Annotated in this window: 19 protein-coding genes; 1 reads left to right on the top strand and 18 read right to left on the bottom strand. The window is 42.5% G+C overall.

Going from position 1 to position 22,424, the window contains the following annotated elements; translation table 11 throughout:
- Nucleotides 1-5: 5 nt before the first annotated feature.
- From ACRRS0_RS08825 to rfbA, 12 genes are all read right to left on the bottom strand, one after another.
- On the bottom strand, nucleotides 6-2,666 hold the full coding sequence (locus ACRRS0_RS08825; RefSeq protein ID WP_432453575.1) for an SLBB domain-containing protein: 2,661 nt from the start codon (nucleotides 2,664-2,666) through the stop codon (nucleotides 6-8).
- A gap of 259 nt (nucleotides 2,667-2,925) precedes the next feature.
- Nucleotides 2,926-3,432 carry a transcription/translation regulatory transformer protein RfaH gene (gene rfaH / locus ACRRS0_RS08820; RefSeq protein ID WP_432453576.1) on the bottom strand — a complete coding sequence of 169 codons (507 nt, stop codon included), beginning with the start codon at nucleotides 3,430-3,432 and terminating at the stop codon, nucleotides 2,926-2,928.
- Nucleotides 3,433-3,441: 9 nt separating this feature from the next.
- Nucleotides 3,442-3,897 carry an outer membrane beta-barrel protein gene (locus ACRRS0_RS08815; protein WP_432453577.1) on the bottom strand — a complete coding sequence of 152 codons (456 nt, stop codon included), beginning with the start codon at nucleotides 3,895-3,897 and terminating at the stop codon, nucleotides 3,442-3,444.
- 326 nt (nucleotides 3,898-4,223) lie between these two features.
- The gene (locus tag ACRRS0_RS08810) at nucleotides 4,224-5,198 is read right to left on the bottom strand and encodes a DHH family phosphoesterase (RefSeq protein ID WP_432453578.1); all 975 of its coding nucleotides are present in this window, start codon (nucleotides 5,196-5,198) and stop codon (nucleotides 4,224-4,226) included.
- A gap of 88 nt (nucleotides 5,199-5,286) precedes the next feature.
- Nucleotides 5,287-5,892, bottom strand: a complete 606-nt coding sequence (cysC, locus tag ACRRS0_RS08805) for an adenylyl-sulfate kinase (protein WP_432453579.1) — start codon at nucleotides 5,890-5,892, stop codon at nucleotides 5,287-5,289.
- Nucleotides 5,893-6,001: 109 nt separating this feature from the next.
- Nucleotides 6,002-7,732, bottom strand: coding sequence for an SLC13 family permease (locus tag ACRRS0_RS08800; protein ID WP_432453580.1), 1,731 nt, complete (start codon nucleotides 7,730-7,732; stop codon nucleotides 6,002-6,004).
- Nucleotides 7,732-9,153: a sulfate adenylyltransferase subunit CysN gene (gene cysN / locus ACRRS0_RS08795; RefSeq protein WP_432453581.1), complete on the bottom strand. Its 1,422-nt coding sequence runs from the start codon at nucleotides 9,151-9,153 to the stop codon at nucleotides 7,732-7,734. Before cysN ends, ACRRS0_RS08800 begins: the two co-directional genes overlap by 1 nt.
- Before the next feature lie 150 nt (nucleotides 9,154-9,303).
- Entirely contained in the window at nucleotides 9,304-10,209 is a 906-nt protein-coding gene (cysD, locus tag ACRRS0_RS08790; protein WP_432453582.1) for a sulfate adenylyltransferase subunit CysD, read from the bottom strand.
- Between the two features lie 466 nt (nucleotides 10,210-10,675).
- On the bottom strand, nucleotides 10,676-11,752 hold the full coding sequence (gene rfbB, locus ACRRS0_RS08785; RefSeq protein ID WP_432453583.1) for a dTDP-glucose 4,6-dehydratase: 1,077 nt from the start codon (nucleotides 11,750-11,752) through the stop codon (nucleotides 10,676-10,678).
- A 51-nt stretch (nucleotides 11,753-11,803) separates the two neighbouring features.
- Entirely contained in the window at nucleotides 11,804-12,718 is a 915-nt protein-coding gene (gene rfbD, locus ACRRS0_RS08780) for a dTDP-4-dehydrorhamnose reductase (protein WP_432453584.1), read from the bottom strand.
- A gap of 31 nt (nucleotides 12,719-12,749) precedes the next feature.
- A complete protein-coding gene (gene rfbC / locus ACRRS0_RS08775) occupies nucleotides 12,750-13,295 on the bottom strand; it encodes a dTDP-4-dehydrorhamnose 3,5-epimerase (protein ID WP_432453585.1) in 546 nt (181 codons plus the stop codon).
- 23 nt (nucleotides 13,296-13,318) lie between these two features.
- The gene (rfbA, locus tag ACRRS0_RS08770) at nucleotides 13,319-14,191 is read right to left on the bottom strand and encodes a glucose-1-phosphate thymidylyltransferase RfbA (protein ID WP_432453586.1); all 873 of its coding nucleotides are present in this window, start codon (nucleotides 14,189-14,191) and stop codon (nucleotides 13,319-13,321) included.
- Nucleotides 14,192-14,465: 274 nt separating this feature from the next.
- Between rfbA and ACRRS0_RS08765 the strand changes: the two genes are divergently transcribed.
- Nucleotides 14,466-15,550, top strand: a protein-coding gene (locus tag ACRRS0_RS08765; RefSeq protein ID WP_432451743.1) for an IS3 family transposase whose coding sequence is annotated in 2 segments (ribosomal slippage) — nucleotides 14,466-14,715 and nucleotides 14,715-15,550 — 1,086 coding nt in all. Because the reading frame shifts where the segments join, the coding sequence is not laid out codon by codon here.
- A 259-nt stretch (nucleotides 15,551-15,809) separates the two neighbouring features.
- On the opposite strand, the gene ACRRS0_RS08760 is transcribed toward ACRRS0_RS08765, so the two are convergent.
- The 6 genes from ACRRS0_RS08760 to ACRRS0_RS08735 form a co-directional block, all read right to left on the bottom strand.
- A complete protein-coding gene (locus ACRRS0_RS08760) occupies nucleotides 15,810-16,811 on the bottom strand; it encodes a response regulator (protein ID WP_432453587.1) in 1,002 nt (333 codons plus the stop codon).
- A gap of 410 nt (nucleotides 16,812-17,221) precedes the next feature.
- Nucleotides 17,222-17,983 carry an MlaA family lipoprotein gene (locus ACRRS0_RS08755; protein ID WP_432453588.1) on the bottom strand — a complete coding sequence of 254 codons (762 nt, stop codon included), beginning with the start codon at nucleotides 17,981-17,983 and terminating at the stop codon, nucleotides 17,222-17,224.
- Between the two features lie 176 nt (nucleotides 17,984-18,159).
- Nucleotides 18,160-19,419, bottom strand: a complete 1,260-nt coding sequence (ccmI, locus tag ACRRS0_RS08750; protein WP_432453589.1) for a c-type cytochrome biogenesis protein CcmI — start codon at nucleotides 19,417-19,419, stop codon at nucleotides 18,160-18,162.
- Nucleotides 19,416-19,886 carry a cytochrome c-type biogenesis protein gene (locus tag ACRRS0_RS08745; RefSeq protein ID WP_432453590.1) on the bottom strand — a complete coding sequence of 157 codons (471 nt, stop codon included), beginning with the start codon at nucleotides 19,884-19,886 and terminating at the stop codon, nucleotides 19,416-19,418. Before ACRRS0_RS08745 ends, ccmI begins: the two co-directional genes overlap by 4 nt.
- A 5-nt stretch (nucleotides 19,887-19,891) precedes the next feature.
- Complete coding sequence (locus ACRRS0_RS08740; RefSeq protein ID WP_432453591.1) at nucleotides 19,892-20,422, bottom strand: DsbE family thiol:disulfide interchange protein; 531 nt, start codon at nucleotides 20,420-20,422, stop codon at nucleotides 19,892-19,894.
- Nucleotides 20,423-22,417 (bottom strand): heme lyase CcmF/NrfE family subunit, encoded by a 1,995-nt coding sequence (locus ACRRS0_RS08735; protein WP_432453592.1) that lies wholly within the window; start codon nucleotides 22,415-22,417, stop codon nucleotides 20,423-20,425.
- Nucleotides 22,418-22,424 lie beyond the last annotated feature (7 nt).

The following is a 22,424-nucleotide window of genomic DNA, read 5'->3' as shown; positions in this document are numbered from 1 at the left end:
TACAGTTACTTAATAACGTTAACCGCAACACCTATTTGATACATAATTTGAGTTACCGCCGTCCACATACTTAGCGCATCACGGTAGTCGGTATCAATAGGGACTACAATTGTGTCACCCGGTTGTAAATCTTGAGAGTTGTTTTTAAACCAAAATCCTGATTCGGGTTTATAGACTGCTCCATTTGCTTTAACCACAAACACCCGATCTTCATCGGCTTGTTTTTTAGTCCCACCAGCAAAATTAATATAATCTTTATAACTATACTTCTCGTCTAACAAATAAGATGTCGAGATTTGTACTTCACCCATAATCGTGACTGTATTGCGATATTGCGGCACATAAAGTAAATCTTGATCTTCCAACATAAAATCCTTGGAATCGTCATGTGCCAAAATAGCCGGTAAATCAACCACCATTCGCCCCAAAGCCTTGGTTGAACTCATCTCTTCAATTAGAGCCAACTGCTCGGAAGGCGATGCCGATGAAGAAAAACTGCCGGGTCCGGTTTGCCGTAAACTCTTCTTCGCCACCTCTTGGCGAATCGCCTCAGCATAGGAGTCAATCTGTTTTTGTTCTCGTAAACGCAACGCCTCACGCGTAAATACCGCACCGTCTTCGTGAGCGTAGTCGGTTAAGCCTCCCGCACGCTTAATCACTGCCCCCAAAGTCTCACCGCGTTTAATCACGTATGTTCCAGGAAAACGCACTTCCCCTTGTATATTCACGGTACGTTGTTTACGTAAATTAGGAACCGCCAATACATTGAGTCGGTCACGCGACTGCAACACCAAATTATCCGCCGGATTATTTTGCAAGGCATCATTAAGATTTAAACGCAATACGTTAACTTTCGCATGGCCATCCCGAACAACAGTGCGCGAAAGTTCGCTATGTTGCGCATAAGCACCATTATTTAGTCCGCCAGCTGCCGTAATTAAGTCTTTAATGGTGTTTTTATCCGTGATGGGATAAACGCCAGGAAATTTCACTTCACCAAATATTTCTACGAGATGGGCATCATCATCAATAGATGACTGCCCCTGCAGCAGCGTTAACACTGGTGCAAGTAACTTTTCTCGGGTGGATGCAAATGCTTTTTTAATTTGCTCCACGGGTATACGAGTTAACTGAGATGCACGCTCAAAGTCATAACCGTCATCACCTTGGATGTTACCAACGGTTTTATTCTGCGCGTGTTCTGTCTCTTCTACCTTGGCATTAATTTCGGCAGCATCAACTGACAATACATCCTTTTCGTTAGTCGCGATGGAAAAAGCATCGTCAAACTTAGCGAGGTCATATTTGGTGAAGACTAATATCTCATCTTCGGCGTTTAATTCAATATTGCTTTGTGATTGTTTATTACTAATCGCCAGACCTAAATTGATTTGTAGAACTTGAATCGTTTGATCCGGTTTACGCCTCACGACCAAGGCATAATTGAGGTCACTACTTTGATACAAACTGCGATGAATGCTCGGAAACAGGTCTGACACTTTGATACCTGCTCGCCACTGAAAACGGCCTTCGCGAACCACGTTACCTTTCACTGAAACATAATTTTTTGTATGTTTAACGATAGCGTCTATAGTTAAAAAATCGCCATTATTCAGTCTTTTAGATAAATCTGTTTTGTCGTTTAAATCGAGGGTATTTAAATCAATTAAACCTTCTTTAGTAATCCGCTCAAAACTGACTGAATTTTTATAAGCTTTGGTTGTATATCCACCAGCCATAGAGACAAGATCTTTTACTGTCTCATGGTCATTTAGCTCATAAATTGCAGGGCGAACAACTTCTCCATCTATGCTCGCAGTCGGCCCCAAAGGGGCAATGAAAATCACATCGCCAGAACGTAGCTGCAAGTCATCAGAAGTATCTCCATTAATCAGCAAATCATACACATCCAAACGATTCACTAACTTACCGTCTCGAAGTAAACGAATATCTCTTAAGCTGCCCTTACCATTAACCCCTCCACTGGCGTATAAGGCATGTGTCATCGTCGACAAAGAACTGACTAAATATTTACCCGGCTGATAGGCTTCGCCAAGCACAAAAACTTCGATGCTGCGCAGTTCACCCATGGTGATACTGCTGCGCACTCCAATTTTCTTCTCCGAAATCGTCTTAGTGAGTAACTCTTTTACTTCTGAAAAACTTAAGCCCGCGACATTAACCGGGCCCAATTCGGGAAAACTAATCGAGCCATAACGATTCACCCGAAATTCAAATTTACTGTTTTCTTTACCAAATAATTGAACAACTAAGGTGTCACCAGGCCCTAGTCGATAATTATCGGTTACTGGCACATTGCTTAAGGGAGCAAAAGTTGCCGGTTGGGTCGCAAATACGTCTAAACCAAAGCGTTGTAGTTCTTCAACCTGCCCCGCACTATTCTTTTTTGCTATATTTTGCTCTTCGTCTTCCTGAGTATTGCGTTTTTCGGGAAGTTTTGGAGCAGCCAAAACTTCCTCCTGAGATGCATTTGACGAGTTAAGTTGAGAAACATCCACGCCATATTGCTTCGCAAGTGCCGCCTGTTGCTCTGCGGGAAGCGCCTTAAGCATCTGCATCTGTTCTGGGCTTACATTTACAGCGAAAACATTCTGTGAACAAGCTACCAAGCAGATCGCGATAAGACTTTTTAGTCCAAATTTCATTCCGTTATATTCTCTTTCTCAAACTAGGTTGCGGAGTTTCAATCAAATTAAAACGTTAATAATAACTGGCTACATATTACTTCAACTACCTTGCTTACGTAAACTTACAAAGTGATTAATACGCTCATTTTCTAAGTAGATAAATTGATTTGTTGAAATATAGTACTTTAGATAGAACATCAAATTAAAAACGCTACCGCCCTTAGGTTTCGGCCCCCAATTCGCCATCCATGCTTGGTTATATTTTTGCAACATAAAATTAACAGGTGAGACAAATATCTCTATTGTTAACAACTAAGGACGCTTGCTGATTCAATAAACGAACCAAAATTACCGAGCGCTCTAAACCATCGGCTCGCTGATAAATTGCCTCAAGTGATTGAAAAGCACCTTGCTGAACAGCTACTTTCATCCCTGGCTGATATACCTGCTCAATCGTTGGCTGACTGTGGGCGTGCTCACTACTTTTTATTTGAGCAATTATGTCATCAGCAACCACTTGATAGTTTCGGCCAACCTTAACAAAATCAATCACGCCTCGAGTTGAGCGTACAGCGTTAAAATTGCTTTCTTCATTCAGTTGCACAAACAAATAGTTAGGAAATAGCGCTTCTTGTTTGTGTCTAAGTTTTCCTTTATTAATTCGCTCTACACAGATATAAGGACAATAGGAAACGTAAGCTTGATTAGCGAGGTGCAATTGTGCGCGAGCCTCTTGACCCGCTTTGCAATAAAGTAGGTACCAAGTAGCTTGTAGCTGATTCATATCGAAAGTTTAGAAGCGGTACTGAAAGGCTAAGCTTAGCCCTGCGACCTTAGTTTTATCTTTATTCAAACTACTGAGGTACTCAATCGTCATCGCACGCGAAGAGTCAAACGCATAATGCACGCCTAAGCCAAAACTGGTACCACTTTCGGTACTACTACCAACATTTTGCTGGTTTAGTTTAGCCGAGGAAGCGCCCACCAGTGCATACATGGCCGTTTGCTCTGATACTGGCAGATTCGCTCTTACCAATATAGAAGCTAAACTATCGATTGATATACCATCAGAACGCCCAGTAGATAAACCATAACGACCTTCTAAGGCGATATAATCATTAAAAAATCGTCCAACTTGAGCTTGTAAAACAAACGGGTTACCGTCTGCATTCTCCGCCCCTGCTGAGGCAGTATATTCAGCCGAAGAATAACTCAATATCGCGCCGCCATAGTAGCTAGCATTTGCCATTGCGCTGCAAAAAAAGCTAACACTAACAACAACTAAACAAAGCGTTTTTTTAAAACACATCACAGAGAACGTTCCCTAAACTCAAATTGAAATCGCGGGAAGTATATCACACTGAATTGAGGGATAAAGTAAAGCAGACCGCCGATAAATATCAATAAAAGCTGAGCTAAAACCTAAAGAAAACAGATATAGACAATTAAATCAAATAGTTATGGAGCCCCGGTATTTTTAAAGGCAAACTTACTATTTACAAATTCATTAAATAAATTTAAGTCTCAAACATATTTTTAGTGAATGTGTGAATAACAAACAAGTAATTCGCCTAATTATTCACCGCTTGAGCTAGCATAAAACTGTTCCGTCACAGTAAGTAACGCCTCTATATTGTCAGCTGGTAAGCAATTAATACCCGCAGCGGCTTCTCTACCACCACCTGTTTTAAATGTGCTACATATTTGACTTGCACCCTGTTTATTATTCTTGGGTGCTCGTAGGCTCACCATAAAATCACCGCTGCAGCTCTGACTGAGTACGATATGAGCCCGCTCAGGGTCACTGTTGGCCAAATCATTTCCTAACACACCACTTACCCGTCTCGCCCATGCTTGGTCAGGCAATTTAACGACTTTTAAGATATCGCTCTTATAATAAACTTCGGCGAGTTGTGCTTTTTGCATATCCTCAGCATAGGCAATTCTTAGACGATGATATGGCGAACTTAGGTCAGCTATCGCATCAAAAGGAGAGTAATAAGCCAATAAAGCTTGATACAGCGCTGCTGGTGCGATATGCAAATCAGCAATAGAGTGCCCGTAACTATTATAATTAATCAGTACACCTAAGTCTTTTAATTGCGTTCTCTGTTGAAGACTTAAACCTTGGGCGACAGCCAAGCCCTCAGCCACCTCAAGTAAATTATCTCCATAGGCAGCAGTAATCGCCCACAAATGAAAACGACCATTGAGTTGCTTGTCGATTAATAACGCAGTACAGACATCAACGCTAGTATCTATTTGGGTGGTTAACAACTCATGCTCCGGAATATTTCCAGGCCGATGGTGGTCAACGTAATGCACTCTCGCACCAGCCTTAAGTGCACGATTCACCCCTTCAATATTTTTTTCTAAAGATAAGTCAAGAACGGTGACCACATCCCCTTCTTCATATTGTGGTTTTACAGCTAACTGGTTATCTCGCTTCACCCCAGTGACTAACAAACTTTGCCGGGGCTCGGCTAAGCGCAATTGCAACAAAGCCAAGATACCATCGGCATCACCGTTAAAAATATCGATATATCGCACAACAACCTCTACTTGAGTCAGCACTTCGACACGCGAACAAAATATAGCTCATTAATTGCTTATTTGGAGTTCAAGCAAATTCAACGCCCTAGTCGATGATACCTGCTTTTAGCAAGGCTTGGATGACCACCGCGGCACATTCTTCAACCGTTTTACCCTCGGTTTTCACATGTACATCGGCTTGTTCCGGAGCCTCATAGGCAGAACTAATTCCGGTAAAGTTTTTTATCTCTCCTGCACGAGCCTTCTTATATAAACCTTTTGGATCACGCGTCTCACAGACTTCGATCGGTGTATCAATAAACACTTCAAAAAACTCACCTTCCGTTAGCTGCTTACGAACCATACTTCGGTCTGCTTTAAACGGCGAAATGAACGCAGTTGAAACCACCATCCCTGCATCGACAAAAAGCTTGGCAACTTCACCAATACGGCGAATATTTTCTACACGGTCTTTATCTGAAAACCCTAAGTCACCATTTAGTCCATGGCGAACATTATCACCATCGAGCACATAAGTATGAACACCTCGCTGATGTAATAAATAATCGACCTCATTTGCAACTGTAGATTTACCCGAGCCACTTAAACCGGTAAACCAAAGCACACAAGGCTTATGTCCCTTTTGAGTGATCCGTAAATCTCGGCTTACACTGTGATGATGCCAAACTACATTTTCACTTTTATTGTTCATAACAACCTCAAAAATATTAAATAAAAATTCGAACTGTAAATAGCTCAAGTCAGCGATAGCTTGTAATTTGGATGACTTATCACCCACTAAAGTTCTTTGCACTCTTCTGCTAGTGTAAAGGAAACAATAATGGAACTAAGCCAATCACCACGACTGCGTATACAATCGCCACCGGTAAGCCCAGTTTTACAAAATCTTTTAAGTTGTATCGCCCGGCGTTATATACCATGAGATTCGTTTGATAACCATAAGGGCTCACAAAGCTAGCGCTGGCGGCAAAGGCAACGGTCATAATAAAGGTCATTGGATTTGCACCAATTGCATTTGCTACACCATAGGCCACCGGAAACATCAAAGCAGCAGCTGCATTATTGGTGACTAATTCCGTAAACAACCAGGTTAATAAGTACATAATGATTAAGGTCACCATCACCCACTGAGGGCTTAAGATTTGACCAAAACTTTCGGTAAGTAAAGAGACCAGACCAACATTATATAAAGCTTGTGACAAAGTAAGCGCAGAAGCGACGATCAGCCAGATGTCTTTAGGAAAACGTCGAACTATCTCACTTGGGGTTAAGCAACGAAAAAACAATAAACCACCCAGCAGCAATACCATCGCCTTAAATAGGCTCAGTACACCAACTGCCGCGGAGATGACGGCGATAGCAAAGCCAGCAATCGCGATCAGCTCAGACCAACCATTAAGCCGTGTATCTGGTTCAACACCGCTAACTACAATAAAATTCTTAGTTAAGTTGCTCCGAGATTTAAAATCGTCTCCTACAGCAAGTACTAAAAAATCACCCGCTTGCAAGACTAACTCTCCAAGCTTTCCAGACACTTGTTCGCCGTCACGCTTGATTGCCACGACAGCTGCATCAAATAGCGCCCGAAACCCCATTCTTTTAAGGCTTTTACCCACCAAAATACTTTCAGGCCGAATCACGACTTCGGTTAAATTGGTCCCCAACAAACCATTTGAATCCGCGAAAGTTTGTAATCCCGAGAATTGATTTAATTGCATGACTTTGGTGACATCACCACTAAATATTAAACGATCATTTTGACTAAGCACTTCACTGGGAGAAACGGGGCTAATCAACTTCCCTTGACGGACGATTTCCACCAAAAATAATGATTCGAGGTGCCTTAAGCCGTTATCTTCGACACTTTTACCAATGAGACCCGAGTCCTGTTGGATCTTGGCATCGATAAAATAGCTTTGATAACTATCGACCTCACGCTGATGATCGGGTAAATAACGAGAGAAAAATGCCAAGGTAAGTCCGCAACAAACCACAGCGGCGAGGCCAATCAATGTAAAATCAAAAAATCCGAGTTCTTGGCCGGTGCTTTCAAGTAATAAGCTGTTCACGATTAAATTGGTAGAGGTACCGATGAGGGTCAAAGTTCCACCTAATATCGCCGCATAAGACAGAGGCAACAGCAACTTACTAGCGCTATGGTAAGGGTTATTACGGATCGGCGCCAACAACGTAGCCACCACAGCAGTATTATTGAGCGCAGCCGACGACAGCACAGTGCTTGCAAAAAGACGCAACCAAGTTGCCCGCAACGAAGGCTTAATAATCGAGGCCGCTAATAAGCGTAATAAGCGGGTTTTTTCTAAGGCGATCGAACAAAGCATCAGCAATACCAGCGTCATCAATCCTTGATTTGCGATATTGGCCAATATTTGCTCAGAACTAACTAAGTTTAATATAAACAATATCAACATAACCCCGCCAAATATTTTAGCCGGATATTGCTGATACCGAATCAGAGCAGCAATAGTGCCAGTAAAAATAACTAGCACTAGAATTGCTTGTATCGACATTATTTTAACAATTCGCGAAGGTCTTTCGCATCCCAATGAGGGAAATGCTTACGAACCAGCGCATTAAGTTCGATTTCAAAAGCTGAAAACTCACTGTTTACCGTTTGTTCTTCAAGCTTGCCCTTGGCTTGGATCATCCCCGCGCCTACGGTCACATTGCTAATTCGGTCAATGATAATAAATGAACCAGTACCATGCGCGCGACTGTAAGCGTCAAATGCGACCTGCTGACTAAACTGCACTTGGCAAACACCGATCTCGTTTAAAGCTAAGCGCACTGCGGGTTTTTCTTCCAGTGTATTCACATCAATTTGGTGCTCAATTTGCGCAATTGAACCCGAGGTCGTTTTGCTTGCCAATTTAAAATCATATTGCTTATTGGCAATTAAAGGATCGTCTGCCATCCAAACGATCATTGCTTCGGCACTGCTTGCAACCCATGGCTTGTTATTGCTATGAACCAGCATATTTCCACGGCTGGCATCAATTTCATCCTCTAAAGTGAGCGTTACCGCCATCGGCGCGTATGCTTCATCTAGCTCACCATCAAAAGTAACGATGCTCTTCACTTTGGAAACTTTCCCCGAAGGCAATGACGTAACTTCATCCCCCTTACGCACAACACCGGAACTAATGGTGCCGCAAAAGCCACGAAAATCTAAATTTGGCCGATTGACATATTGCACGGGAAAACGGAAATCGTCGAAATTTAAACCAGAGCTAATCGGCGCACTTTCTAGCATGCCCATTAAAGTTTCACCATGATACCAAGCACTTTGCTCGCTGCGCTCGACAACGTTGTCTCCATTGAGCGCCGAAATTGGCACAAACTTAATGTTCTCGATTTTTAGATTTTCAGCGAATTGTTGATACTCTGCTTTAATTTCTTCATATCGCTGTTCAGAAAAATCAACCAGATCCATTTTATTAATTGCAACAACAACCTGTTTAATACCTAAAGACGAAACGATAAAACTATGGCGCCGCGTTTGAACCTGCACGCCGTAGCGTGCGTCAATCATCACGATCGCCAATTCACAATTCGAGGCACCAGTGGCCATATTGCGGGTATATTGTTCATGCCCAGGGGTATCGGCAATAATAAACTTACGTTTATCCGTTGAGAAATAACGATAGGCAACATCAATTGTAATGCCTTGCTCTCGCTCTGATTGCAAACCATCAACCAGTAGTGCTAAATCAAACTCTCCATCGGTGGTATTAAATCGTTTCGAGTCATTTTTAATACTGGCCAATTGATCTTCAAAAATCATTTTTGAATCATGTAACAAGCGCCCAATCAAGGTACTCTTACCGTCATCTACACTGCCGCAAGTTAATAAGCGTAGTAGTTGCTTTTGTTCATGTTGTTGTAAATATTCTTCAATATCTGAAGCAATTAAATCTGACTGGTGTGACATGGTTCCCTCACTTCGAGCTGTTAGCACGGGGCATCTTACAGCTCAAAAAAATATTTATATATTAACGGAATACTCTGATATTCGTCGTTCGATGCTCGCAAGCTACTGTTTGGTTTAGTTTTTCTATCACGCTTGGTTGGTCTCCAAGTGCTAAAAATAACCTTCCATCTTTTTCTTTTCCATTGAGCCCGCGCTGTCATGATCGATCACTCTGCCCTGACGCTCGGAAGTTTTAGTTAACAGCATCTCTTGAATCACATCTTGCAAGGTATCGGCCTCTGACTCTACTGCACCAGTTAAGGGGTAACAGCCTAGCGTTCTAAAACGCACCATCTTATGTTGAATATCACCCTCTTCGACAGGCATACGCTCATCATCAACCATAATCAGGGTACCGTCACGTTCCACTACCGGACGTTTAGCCGCTAAATAAAGCGGAACGATATCGATATTTTCGAGGTAGATATATTGCCAAATATCTAACTCTGTCCAGTTAGATAAAGGAAATACTCGAATACTCTCCCCTTTATTTACTTTTGAGTTATAGCTATTCCATAACTCGGGGCGTTGTGACTTAGGATCCCAACGGTGATTTTTATCGCGGAAAGAATAAACCCGCTCTTTTGCCCGAGATTTTTCTTCGTCGCGACGCGCACCACCAAAAGCGGCATCAAACTGATATTGATCTAAGGCTTTTTTAAGCCCCTGAGTTTTCATGATATCGGTATGAACCGCGCTGCCATGCACAAATGGGTTGATCCCCATTTCTAGCCCTTCGGGATTTTTGAAAACCAATAACTCAAAGCCATATTTTTTGGCCATTTGGTCTCTAAACTGGATCATTTCTTTGAATTTCCAGTTAGTATCGACATGTAATAAAGGAAAAGGAATTTTGCCTGGGAAGAAAGCTTTGCGCGCTAAATGAAGCATTACCGCAGAGTCTTTACCCACAGAATAAAGCATCACCGGCTTATCAAATTCAGCCGCGACTTCGCGAATGATATGGATGCTCTCAGCTTCTAATGCTTTTAGATGAGTTAAGTTATAATTTTCCATTTAGTCTTTAGCTCTTAGTTCGTTATATCGTTATAGAATATAAAACAGAATCAGATTAACTTATGTGACTAACAACTACTAGCAACGCTGCTATAACATTATGCTACTTTTAATAACTTCGAATTCTAAGCAATCGACAGGTTATTTTACATACTGTCGATTGCTTTTTAGTTTAGAGCAAATAAATACAATCGGTGGGGTTCTTTCTGGTTTATAGTGCCGCAATCGCTTAAAAATTAAGACTAAAACTAAGTATTGGTGACTGAAGCTAGAAATTCGTGATAGGAAGTGGCGATAAAGAAACCGAGTTAAGTGTGTTAGATCTAACTCATTGATGAGCAACATATACGGTATTTACTCTCACCACAAAGCAAATACCATCACCGTAATCAATCAAATTTGTCTCTAACAGAAATTGCAAATGAGAGTTCCATTTCATTCAGAACTCTCGGTTCAATAAAGATAACTACAATGTCTTTAGCCAATCTTGAGCATTGAGATACCAATCAATGGTTAGATCGATTCCTTGTTCAAAAGAAACTTGAGGTACATAAGCTAATTCTTGTTGAGTTTTCTTAGCGTCGATAGCATAGCGCTGATCATGCCCTGCTCGGTCTTCAACAAAAGTAATTAAACTTTCTGCCTTGTTTGCGATGGCTGCCGTAGCCTGCGGATATTGAACAGCTAAAATTGGGTTTTGGCTAAATCGTTGATTTAACAATTGGCACACCAACTTCACGATCTCTATATTAGCCCATTCGTTGTGGCCCCCGATGTTATAGTTTTCGCCTACTCGCCCTTTGTTCAACACCAAATCGATACCTCTGGCATGATCTTCGACATACAACCAGTCACGGATCTGCTGGCCATCGCCATAAACAGGTAAAGGCTTATTGTTTAAGATATTGGTAATGATTAGCGGAATTAATTTCTCAGGGAAATGATAAGGGCCATAATTATTTGAGCAGTTTGAGGTGGTTACCTGTAAACCGTAAGTATGGTGATAAGCGCGTACCAAATGGTCGCTAGCTGCCTTACTGGCTGAATAAGGGGAATTTGGTGCGTATTGAGTCTCTTCAGTAAAAGCTGGATCGCTGGGCCCAAGAGTGCCATATACTTCATCAGTGCTGACATGGTGAAAACGATGTGGGATGGTCTCTAAACCTTGGCTTTTAGGCTCATCTATCCATACCTTTTTTGCGGCTTTAAGTAAACTATAACTGCCAATAATATTGGTTTCGATAAAGGCATCCGGCCCAGTAATTGAGCGATCGACGTGTGATTCAGCCGCAAAATGCACAATTGTATTTAATTGATGCTCTTTCAACAACGACTCAACCAATGCCGTATCGCAAATATCACCCTGTACAAAATTAAAATTCGGATCCGTTTCAACTGGTTTAAGGCTAGCGCGATTACCTGCATAGGTAAGTGCATCTAATACGACGATTTTGTCGCCAGGATGGTTCACCAACCAATAATGCACAAAGTTAGCACCAATAAAACCAGCGCCACCCGTCACCAACATTTTTCTTGAATTCATAATATCCAACTGTAATCGTTTCTCTAAATCTATGATTAATACTTCTGATACTTAAACTAATTGATCCATCATGAGGCTTAATTGCTTACGCCAATGTATGGTCTCTATGCCTGAAGCCTGCTCGGCTGTGATTTTGTTGAGTACCGTAAATGAGGGGCGAACTGCGGGTAAAGGATAAGCACTGGCGGGGATCGCCTTAATGGGGATCGCCTGACTAAGCAAACCTTTTTCAAGCCCTAACTCCTGAATCGCGATCGCAAAATCATACCAAGACGCAAGCCCGGCATCAGTCCAATGAAAAGTAGAAACTTGCCCTTTAGCTGTACCCGCCAACTGATAAGCTCCAGCTGTGTTTTCATCTTTATTTAATTTCGCTACCATGGTCCATAACCACAAGGCAAGTCCCTTGGCCCAAGTTGGCGTGCCGACTTGATCGTAAATAATCCCTAGCTCTGACTTGCTTTCCATCAGCTTGAGCATGCCTTTCACAAAATTATTACCATGCACTGAGTACACCCATGCAGTGCGTACGATCAAGGCCTGATCCGCAAGCACCTCTGCCACCGCTAAATCACCCGCTAACTTAGATGCGCCATATACATTAAGAGGTTTCGCCACCGCATCCACCGAGTAAGGCGTCGCCTTATCACCCGAAAAAACAAAGTCGGTTGAAACATGTAGTAAATAAGCGTTTGTTTTCTTACAACTTTGGGCAATAAATCGAGGCCCCTGTTGGTTAACTGCGTAAGCAATATCTTGATGTGACTCGGCCAAGTCAACTGCGGTATAAGCCGCAGCATTGATCACAACATCAGGTTTAATTGTTGCGAATGCCAGCTCAACCGCAGACTGATCAGTAATGTCCAGCTCATCAATGCCAAGGCTAAATAACTCTACGCCTTCAGGCTTAGCTTGCTGTAATTCCCAAGCTAATTGGCCACCTTTCCCGGTAACTAGTACTTTCATTGTTTACTCACAAAACGACATGTAAATTGATTTATAAACGAGGCGCATCGACAAATTGAATGGCCTGTTGGTCCTTCGCTGATAAAGATGGCGCTAAGCCATTCACGAGGGGCCACTGTATACCAATATCTGGGTCATCCCAAGCCACTGACACTTCAGAGCTGGGATCATAATAATCAGTACATTTGTAAACAAACTCTGCTTCCGCACTCACCACATAAAAACCGTGTGCAAATCCTTCGGGAACCCATAACTGGCGTTTATTCTCGGCGGATAATATCACGCCAATCCATTGACCAAGCGTAGCTGAATTGGCTCGCATATCAACGGCTACATCAAACACTTCACCGCTGACCACCCGCACTAACTTTCCTTGGGTATGTTCGGTTTGATAATGTAAACCCCGCAATATTCCTTGTTTAGATTTGGAGTGATTGTCTTGCACTAAAGCTTGCTGAGTACAAAATTCAGAAAAAAGCGTTTGACGAAAAGTTTCCATAAAAAAACCACGTTCATCACCAAATACACTTGGCTCTATAATTTTCACATCAGGGATTACTGTTTCAATAAATTTCATTTGACCATCTCTTGGCTACATGCTTAGTCGTTTGCTAGGTTCATCAAGTATTGCCCATAACCATTTTTTAACATCGGTTCGGCGAGCGCTTTTAATTGCTGAATATCAATAAAACCCTGCCGATAGGCTATTTCTTCAGGGCAGCAAACCTTTAATCCTTGGCGCTTTTCTAACACCGAAATGAACTGAGACGCTTCCAGTAAAGAGTCGTGTGTACCAGTATCTAACCAAGCACTGCCACGCCCCATTAATTCAACGCTCAACTCATTTCGTTGAAGATAGAGATTATTTAAGTCGGTAATTTCTAGTTCGCCACGAGCAGAAGGCTGAATGGTCTTTGCCAACTCAACCACTTTCTCATCATAAAAATATAGGCCAGTGACCGCATAATTAGATTTAGGAGTGCTTGGTTTCTCTTCGATAGAAATCGCTTTCCCCGAATCATCGAACTCAACCACACCGTAACGCTCAGGATCGGTAACATGATAACCAAATACACTTGCACCAGTTTTATGCTGATTAGCTTTTCTCAAAGACTTAATTAAGTCATGCCCATAAAATATATTGTCACCCAGCACTAAACAAGCGGGAGCGCCATCGAGAAAATCTTCCGCTAAAATAAATGCTTGTGCCAAGCCATCCGGTGAAGGCTGCTCGACATATTCAAACCGCACGCCCCACTGACGACCACTACCCAGCAATTCTTTAAAGCGAGGTAACTCTTCCGGCGTTGAAATAATCAATATATCTCGTATCCCCGCAAGCAATAGTGTTGAGACCGGATAATAGATCATTGGTTTATCATAAACAGGCATTAATTGCTTACTAATCACTTTGGTAAGCGGGTGAAGTCGAGTTCCCGAGCCCCCCGCTAAGATAATACCTTTTCTGTTCATGCTACGCCTTTACCCTGATTCGTCTAAATGGCTGCAATACTACTGATTTTGACAGATTGAGTACAGCAACAAACAAAGAATAGCAGAAGCACATACTGAAATAGTGATGATGGCATGAAGGATGCCGGTTCGTTGTTATGACGTCTAATTAACCTCTTTCACAAGCAATGTATTCATTTATTTTGCCATGCCCTTAGAGACAGGGTAATCCCCCCGAAAATTAATCCCATGCAAAAGTAGAATTTTCTCGTATAGTAAATACAGGAGATTCAACATGAAAAAGTCACGTTACACGGACAGTCAGATCTTATCTATTCTCAAGCAGGCTGAGGCTGGTACACCTGTTCCTGAGCTCTGTCGTGAGCATGGAATGAGCAACGCAACCTTTTACAAGTGGCGTTCGAAATACGGCGGTATGGACGCATCCCTTATGGCGCGGATGAAAGAACTCGAAGATGAAAATCGACGGCTTAAAAAGATGTATGCGGAAGAACGCCTTAAAGCAGAGGTGATCTCAGAGGCGATGGCAAAAAAGTGGTGAAGCCCTGTGAGCGTCGATTGATGGCTCAGCGTTCGGTGGCGAACTATCACATCAGCATTAAAAGTGCATGCTATTGGTTTGGGATCAGCGAGACCTGCTATCGCTATAAATCGAAGCTTCAACCTGAGAATGAGTTGATAGCTCAGGAGTTAGTAACGCTGTGCAACAGTGAAGACTGCTCTGACTGGGGCTTTGGCCTGTGTTTTCACCATTTGCGGAACGTTAAAGGGTATACATGGAACCATAAGCGGGTTTATCGGATCTACTGCGAATTGGCTCTAAACTTACGTATTAGGCCAAAACGACGCCTGAATCGCCATACGCCAGAGCCTCTTAAAGAGCCGATTAAAACAAACCAAGTTTGGTCCGTGGACTTTATGCATGATCAGCTATCTGATGGCCGGAAGTACCGTTTATTCAATGTGATAGATGATTACAAACGTGAAGGTCTGGCGTCAGAACCTGATTTTTCAATGCCCACAGTACGAGTCACTCGGATCTTAGAGCAGCTCATCGAACAACGAACCAAACCTGTTGCGATCCGCTGCGACAATGGTCCTGAGTTCATTAGCCATGCGTTTATTAAATGGGCCAACAACCACGACATTCGAATCGATTATATTCAGCCAGGAAACCCACAACAAAACGCCTATATAGAAAGGTTCAACCGTACTATGAGGTTTGGCTTAGTGAGTAAGTATTTGTTTGACACACTTGAAGATGTTCAAGATCGGGCGACCCAATGGTTATGGTTCTACAATCATCAACGACCACACCTTGCAAATGGAGGGTTCCCACCACTAAAAACGGCAGCATGAATTCTACGAATAAATGCGGTTAATAATGGGAGGATTACCACAGCATTTGCGCTGTAACCTTTCATTGGAAGCAAAATTATAGGCTAAATAAAAACTGAATCCTTGCCGAGAAGAGCAATACGACCGCATGGCGCGTTACAAAAGAGGAGATCAAGCAATTTGGGTTAGTTTCAATACTGGATGTTTCAAAAGACTATTTAACCGTCAAGCTCGGTCTAGATTGCGGTTCGAGCCCCCTTATAAGACCGTCCAAGGTAAATTAAGTCACCGGAAATAATTTTAAATTAATATGGTCTTCGGCTAGGTTTCTAAATCGTAGGCTAAACCCAATATCAGACAGCTTTGCCGCCCCTTCTTGATAATGCGCATCAACATTCAAGCCTAAAGCCAAACCTGGATGAGCAGCATCAAATGGCGAGGGGGCATCAAGTAGACCAGCATTAGCAAAGTGCACATTATCATGGGCGATAATGCCGTACAAGCAGCCCACAGAAGCTCTTAAATCGGCAGCTTTAATAATCTTATTTAAAGTACTTAATGCCATACTGGGTTGCAGAGCTGAGCGATCATTCACTAAGAAACGATTCCACATATCTTGAAAGAAACCGTTAATAATGACTGCAGCAATAACCCCTTCATCGCCCAACAAACAAATATCAACCACTAAAAAACCAACATGATGCTGATCGATTTGCTTGATAAGCGGAAATAAAGTTTGTCCCTTTAGACGATAATGACAAAAGAAACCCACAATTTCTTGCGTGGTTTTGGGCAACATTTCTCTTAAAACCAAGCTTGCTTGTGCATCATTTGCCTTAAAATGTGCCTTATGCTCACTAAATTCAGCAAATTCCATTTGTGAATCTTGTTGCTCCAGCATCGATAAACTAGAAAGAATCGTATGCGTTAATTCTCTAAAGTCGATTAATGGTTTCACCAAAAAATCACTGGCACCGAGTTGTAATACTTTACGTAAATCGGCCATGCTACTTTTTCCAGAAATAACAATAATAATTCCCGGAAAACTATCAAGATGTTCCAACAACTCAAGCCCGTTCATCCTCGGCATTTGTAGATCCATCAATATCAGTTGATAAGACTGCTGAGCAATCGCTTGCAAGGCCTCATAACCATCTTCAACAGTGCATACTAAAGCCCCCTGCTGAGTCAAGAAGGCAAGCAGTTGCTGACGAAACACAGGTTCGTCCTCTACAACTAATATAGAAATCCCATAAAGTGGATTCTCATCATGCTGAGGCATTAATCGACAACCTTTTTCCTTATTTATTAATAAGTTAATAACGTATTTTAAAGCTTAACAGCTTGACTATATAAGTAATAACTCGAGAACGCTAGCTTGCTTACAAAAAATAAAAACAACCAAAAACTAACTGAAACATAACTTTAAGCGAGGAGATTGAGGGTTTGCGATACAGCAGAACCGAGCTTTGCTTCAATAAGCATAGCTCAGTAAAATGAGAACTGTGACTCCATTAGGCATAATCATCGCGATTAATGTTATAGGTAAATTTATTTATCAGGCTTTATTTTTATAGCAATAAAAGCTCTTATATCGCCCTAAATTGTGAGCAAAAACGCTCACAATTCAGATCAAAATGAACCTAGACCAAGGGCCGAGCAAAGGCCATTCCAACAAAAATCCAATCGCGTTTAGTAACCTTCGATTTCATCTAAATAGCCTTCAAGGGCGGAATCGATATCCTGTTTCGACTGAGTCGGAGGCTTACCATTATAAAAACGATATAATCGGTATTGTAGATAAGCGTCTTTGATAAAGGTGTAACTATCAAGAGAGTTGTCTAGTAGCGGTTCTTGTTCAATCACTGAAGCCCGTTTATACAGTCCATCTAAACCCCATTTTACCGCTTGCTCCGCATAACTTAAGTTAGACAACGGAGAAGCAAAGGCATCAACCCAGTCCCCCACCTCTTTACGCACGGTCGTCGGTCCTAGTACCGGTATCATGACAAATGGCCCTTCAGGGACGCCATAAAAGCCCATTACATCACCAAACTCTTCGATGTCTCGCTTGGCTCCTGAACGTCCCATCAGATCAAAAATCCCAAATATCCCAAAACTGGAATTAAACAAAAATCGAACTAAATTATTCGAGGCACGCTCAACTTTTCCTTGCAATAAATTGTTTGCAAAACTAGCGGGCTCTTCCAAATTTCGGATCACATTGTTTAAGACTTCACGCAAACCAAAGGGCACATAATCAGCATACACATGAGTGACCGGGCGATAGATGGGTTTATCTAGATAATTGTAGTTAAACTCCCACATGCTGCGATTAAACCCTTCAAAAGGATCAGAAAAACCGGTAACTGGCTCACCTTGTTCCGCTGCCGATAAAGCAGTTGAAAAAATCGCGGTAAACGTCAAAAACGCAAATACAACATGACGTAGCACTGAATGCTCCTTCCTTGGTAACGTTACAACTATAGAACTTAACAAACAAAATGCTCTTGTTTAACGCAATCCAATCATACAAAAATTAAAGCTGCCTTTCAGCAGCCATTTATTATGTCATTAAGTTCAATCGCTTAATAGCGCAAACTTTAAATACTGACAATACACCTACAAAACTACAAGGGAGTATTAATTAATAAAGAAATAGGTAAATCACTGCCTTGGGAAATCGTTGACGACTTCCCTTCCCAATCGCCAGTGGTTGTCTGTGCATTATTATCGTAAGACAATCTAGCGCTTATATAGAATTCAGCTTGTTGTGATAATTTCAAGCCTTCCATCATACTATCTTTATCTGAAAGTGTAACGGTTAATGGGAACTTAGGGTGGGCAATTCTCTTGGCGGCTAATGGCATTGGCGGCCCATTCACAGCCTTTGCGAACACAAATAAGAAACTCGATTCTGGTGCGACTAAACCATCTTGCAGGTTCACCGTCACGCTGTAGTTTGGCTCTGAGGTGGGAGTTTCTGTTGATAAAGATGATTGCTGTTGCGCTTGCGCCTGGCTCTGCTGAGCAATTTGCGCTTGGGCAAATTGAATATTTTTATTCAACATTTGAGCGCGTTCTGAACCAGAATCAACGAGGCTTAACATTTTTTGCCAACGCTCGATCGCCAATGAGTACTGTTGCTGCTCGACTGCTAAAAAAGAATATAATGACCACAATTCCAGTTGATTTGGCATTTTCTGTAAAGCCGCCACCAACAAACGCTCGGCGCGAGCCTTTGCCATCGCATCACCGCTATAAAACAATGACTGAAGATAAACGACTAACACATTGGGACTATCGGCATCTAGCGCGTAGGCTTTTTCAGCCGCATCGGTCATCACATCCAAACGATTCATTGCTTGGCCTACCTTCGCCAATAAAAACCAACCTCGGCTATCATTCGGATCTTGATAAAGCTTGGTTCGTAAACCCAAAGCAAAATCGGTGAGTTCCTGCTCACTAACCGGTCCACCTTGAGCTAACAACACCTTATTACTCAATTCTGGCATTTGCTGGATGATCGATTGCCAATGTTGAACTTGTTTCGCACTCCCCAAATAATAATAGAGTCCCACAGGAACTGTGGCAACGAAGACCAAACTGACTAACAATACCCAAGCTGAATAACGAGTTTCTGCTTTAAGCGAACTTTCAGGAATATCGTCTAACAGATTGTGTTGTAGCTCCGTCACCAGCTGTTCGCGATCATCCGCTAAGCCCTGCTGATTTTCTTGCTCGATTTCTAACAGCCGATCTTTATACAATGCTTTATTTAAATCGGTTTGGGTAAGTGATGCTTGCTGGCGGCGCAACCAGAGTGGTAAAACCACTGCGGCCAAGGCAAGTAAGGTTAAAGCCACTACAGCTAACCAAAAAACTATCATTCTGACTCTCGCTCCGTTTGTTTAATTAGCTCAGCTAATCGCTTTTGTTCTTGTTCATCTAAACCAACGACTGGGGCTGGTTTGCGCCTAGCCAAACGCCATATAGTGAAACAGCCAAAAATAATAATAAAAGCTGGTGCCAACCATAACAGCAGAACCGCGGGAGTCAACGGAGGATCATAACGCACAAAATTACCATAACGGGCCACCATATAATCCAAAACTTGTTGTTTAGAGCGACCCGCTTTGACCATCTGGTAGGTTTTCTCTCGCAGATCTTGCGCCAAGCCCGCATTTGAATCAGCAATATTGTTATTCTGACACTTTGGACAACGAAGCTCTTGAGTCAACTCTCTAAACAAGGTTTCTTGCTGTACAGAGTCAAACTCATGGACCTCAATCGCCGCCATCGCAAACTGCGGCAGTATTACCAATAATATAAGATAAAAGGCTTGCCTTAATCTCATCGTCATTACTCCAAGCGACTGTATATAGCGCCTAATTCCTGCTGCCAGTTACGAGCATTTACATCACCAACATGGCGATACCGAATGATACCTTGACTATCGATGAAATAAGTTTCGGGAGCCCCATATACGCCCAAATCTAAGGCAAGTAGTCCTTTTCCATCAAATAGATTAATTTGATAGGGATTACCAAGCTGAGTTAACCAATCAATGGCTTTTTGTCGGTCATCTTTATAATTAAGACCTACGATTTTCACCCCTTGTTCGGATAAGCTATTCAGAAAAGCATGTTCAGCGCGACAAGTCGGACACCAAGTCGCCCACACATTGAGTAGCAACGGTTGTCCTTTAAAAATATCAGCACTATGCTGCTTATCTTGTTGATAAAGATCTTGTAGGGTAAAAACTGGCACTGGTTTCCCCACCAATACCGATTCCAATTTTGTTGCATCACTATATAAGCCACGATATAAAAATATGGCGACTAACAAAAAAAGTAACAAAGGCAGTAGAAAATAAAATAATCGCTTATTCATTTAAACACCTTCCACATAAGCTTTTGTTTCATGAGCAAGCGTATCTTTGTGGTGTGTTCGCTTCACCTTAAAACGATAACGTTTATCGCTCATGGCAAACAATCCACCGATCGCCATAATCAGCGCTCCAAACCATATCCAGCGAATAAATGGCTTATAGTATAAACGGACCGCCCAAGCGCCACCGGGTAACTGCTCGCCCATGGCTGCGTATAAATCACGCCATAAACCAGCGTCGATAGCTGCCTCGGTCATCATATTTCGCTGTACTCGATAAAAGCGTTTCTCGGCACGTAAGGTGGTACTCAAGTCAGCGCCTTTATAAACGTCAATAATTGCTACATGCCCCTGATAATTCGGCCCCTGTAAGGGTTCCACACGCTTGAAGTGAAAACGATAAGCGGCAAAAGTCACCGAGTCCCCTGCCTCTAAACGCAAATCTCGCTCAATACTGTAATGACTGGTCATCGAAATACCAATGATCGATACAGCTAAGCCTATATGTCCTAATACCATCGCCCAATGAGAGCGACTTAAGGTACTCAAGCCCTTAGAAAAACGATGACGATGGGTTGCCCGTAAATAGACTTCTAAAGCGGTACATGTGATGATCCAAATCGCCAGTACTAAGGCCATGTATGCCAGCGCATAGAACTGCGGTGCCATAATGAACATCAGTATGGCTGGCAATAACAGGCTCACCAGAGCAAGCCAAACTAAGGGCTTTTTTAATGACCGAGGATCTTGATGCTTCCAACGCAGCAATGGGCCAATCCCCAAAGCAACGGCAAAGGGAACGATCATCCAGCTAAACATTCGGTTAAAGAAAGCGGCACCAATCGAAATGCTTCCTAAGCCAATTTCCTTATGGATCAACGGCAATAAAGTGCCAAGTAACACGACAACCAAGCCAGCCACCAACAATACATTGTTGATCAGCAGAAAAGTTTCTCGCGAGAACAGACGATAAGATCCACGGCTCTTAACCTTTGAAGCACGCAGCGCGAACAGCAATAGCGAACCGCCCACAACCACCAGCAGAAAGGCCAAAATAAATAGTCCTCTGGCCGGATCGCTAGCAAAGGCATGTACCGACACCAATACACCGGAGCGAACCAGAAAGGTGCCCAGTAAACTTAAAGAAAAAGCTGAAATCGCTAATAGCACCGTCCACGCTTTAAACACCCCACGCTTTTCACTTGCCGCCAAAGAATGCAACAAAGCAATTCCTACCAACCACGGCATAAAAGAAGCATTTTCAACTGGATCCCAGAACCACCAACCACCCCAACCTAACTCGTAATACGCCCACCAGCTACCGAGCGCAATACCGACAGTAAGAAATACCCAAGCAGCCATTGTCCAAGGACGAGACCAACGAGCCCAAGTTGAATCTAAACGTCCTGAGATTAAGGCCGCAATAGCGAAAGCAAAGGCCACCGAGAAGCCCACATACCCCATATACAATAGCGGGGGATGGAAGATTAATCCGACATCTTGCAACAATGGATTAAGATCGTGACCATCAACTGGGAAAAACGGCAGCGTGCGCTCGAAGGGATTTGAAGTAAGTAAAATGAATAAATAGAAACCGACCGATATCATCCCCATCACCGCGACCACTCGCGCCACAGCATCTAGCGGCAAGCTTCGACTAAATAATGCAACCGCTGCTCCCCAAGCAGATAAAATGAGCGCCCAAAGCAATAGGGAGCCTTCGTGAGCACCCCAAACCGCAGATAAACGAAAATATAGAGGTAAATGGCTATTTGAGTTATTCGCGACATAAGCGACTGAAAAATCATTGACCGCGAAGGCATAACTCAAAATCGCAAACGACAATCCAACAAAAGCAAATTGGGCCAAAGCTAAAGGTCTTGCCGACTGCATCAGCAAAACACTATTTTTACTAGCCCCCCACAAAGGGTAAACACTTTGTAAAATGGCCAATGTGACCGCTAGGATCAACGCATAATGTCCAAGTTCTGGAATCATAATAGAT

Origin of the sequence: Agarivorans sp. QJM3NY_29 (assembly GCF_050870835.2) — a bacterium.
Taxonomy (GTDB): domain Bacteria; phylum Pseudomonadota; class Gammaproteobacteria; order Enterobacterales; family Celerinatantimonadaceae; genus Agarivorans.
This window is presented reverse-complemented; position numbering and strand designations above follow the sequence as displayed.

Excerpts from the sequence above, each read along its gene's own strand:
- rfbC (WP_432453585.1), bottom strand. The coding sequence starts at position 13,295 with ATGAAATTTATTGAAACAGTAATCCCTGATGTGAAAATTATAGAGCCA.
- ACRRS0_RS08735 (WP_432453592.1), bottom strand. The coding sequence starts at position 22,417 with ATGATTCCAGAACTTGGACATTATGCGTTGATCCTAGCGGTCACATTG.
- ACRRS0_RS08815 (WP_432453577.1), bottom strand. The coding sequence starts at position 3,897 with ATGGCAAATGCTAGCTACTATGGCGGCGCGATATTGAGTTATTCTTCG.
- rfaH (WP_432453576.1), bottom strand. The coding sequence starts at position 3,432 with ATGAATCAGCTACAAGCTACTTGGTACCTACTTTATTGCAAAGCGGGT.
- ACRRS0_RS08825 (WP_432453575.1), bottom strand. The coding sequence starts at position 2,666 with ATGAAATTTGGACTAAAAAGTCTTATCGCGATCTGCTTGGTAGCTTGT.
- cysN (WP_432453581.1), bottom strand. The coding sequence starts at position 9,153 with ATGTCACACCAGTCAGATTTAATTGCTTCAGATATTGAAGAATATTTA.
- ccmI (WP_432453589.1), bottom strand. The coding sequence starts at position 19,419 with ATGATAGTTTTTTGGTTAGCTGTAGTGGCTTTAACCTTACTTGCCTTG.
- ACRRS0_RS08745 (WP_432453590.1), bottom strand. The coding sequence starts at position 19,886 with ATGAGATTAAGGCAAGCCTTTTATCTTATATTATTGGTAATACTGCCG.
- rfbD (WP_432453584.1), bottom strand. The coding sequence starts at position 12,718 with ATGAAAGTACTAGTTACCGGGAAAGGTGGCCAATTAGCTTGGGAATTA.
- rfbB (WP_432453583.1), bottom strand. The coding sequence starts at position 11,752 with ATGAATTCAAGAAAAATGTTGGTGACGGGTGGCGCTGGTTTTATTGGT.
- cysC (WP_432453579.1), bottom strand. The coding sequence starts at position 5,892 with ATGAACAATAAAAGTGAAAATGTAGTTTGGCATCATCACAGTGTAAGC.
- ACRRS0_RS08760 (WP_432453587.1), bottom strand. The coding sequence starts at position 16,811 with ATGCCTCAGCATGATGAGAATCCACTTTATGGGATTTCTATATTAGTT.
- ACRRS0_RS08740 (WP_432453591.1), bottom strand. The coding sequence starts at position 20,422 with ATGAATAAGCGATTATTTTATTTTCTACTGCCTTTGTTACTTTTTTTG.
- cysD (WP_432453582.1), bottom strand. The coding sequence starts at position 10,209 with ATGGAAAATTATAACTTAACTCATCTAAAAGCATTAGAAGCTGAGAGC.
- rfbA (WP_432453586.1), bottom strand. The coding sequence starts at position 14,191 with ATGAACAGAAAAGGTATTATCTTAGCGGGGGGCTCGGGAACTCGACTT.
- ACRRS0_RS08800 (WP_432453580.1), bottom strand. The coding sequence starts at position 7,732 with ATGTCGATACAAGCAATTCTAGTGCTAGTTATTTTTACTGGCACTATT.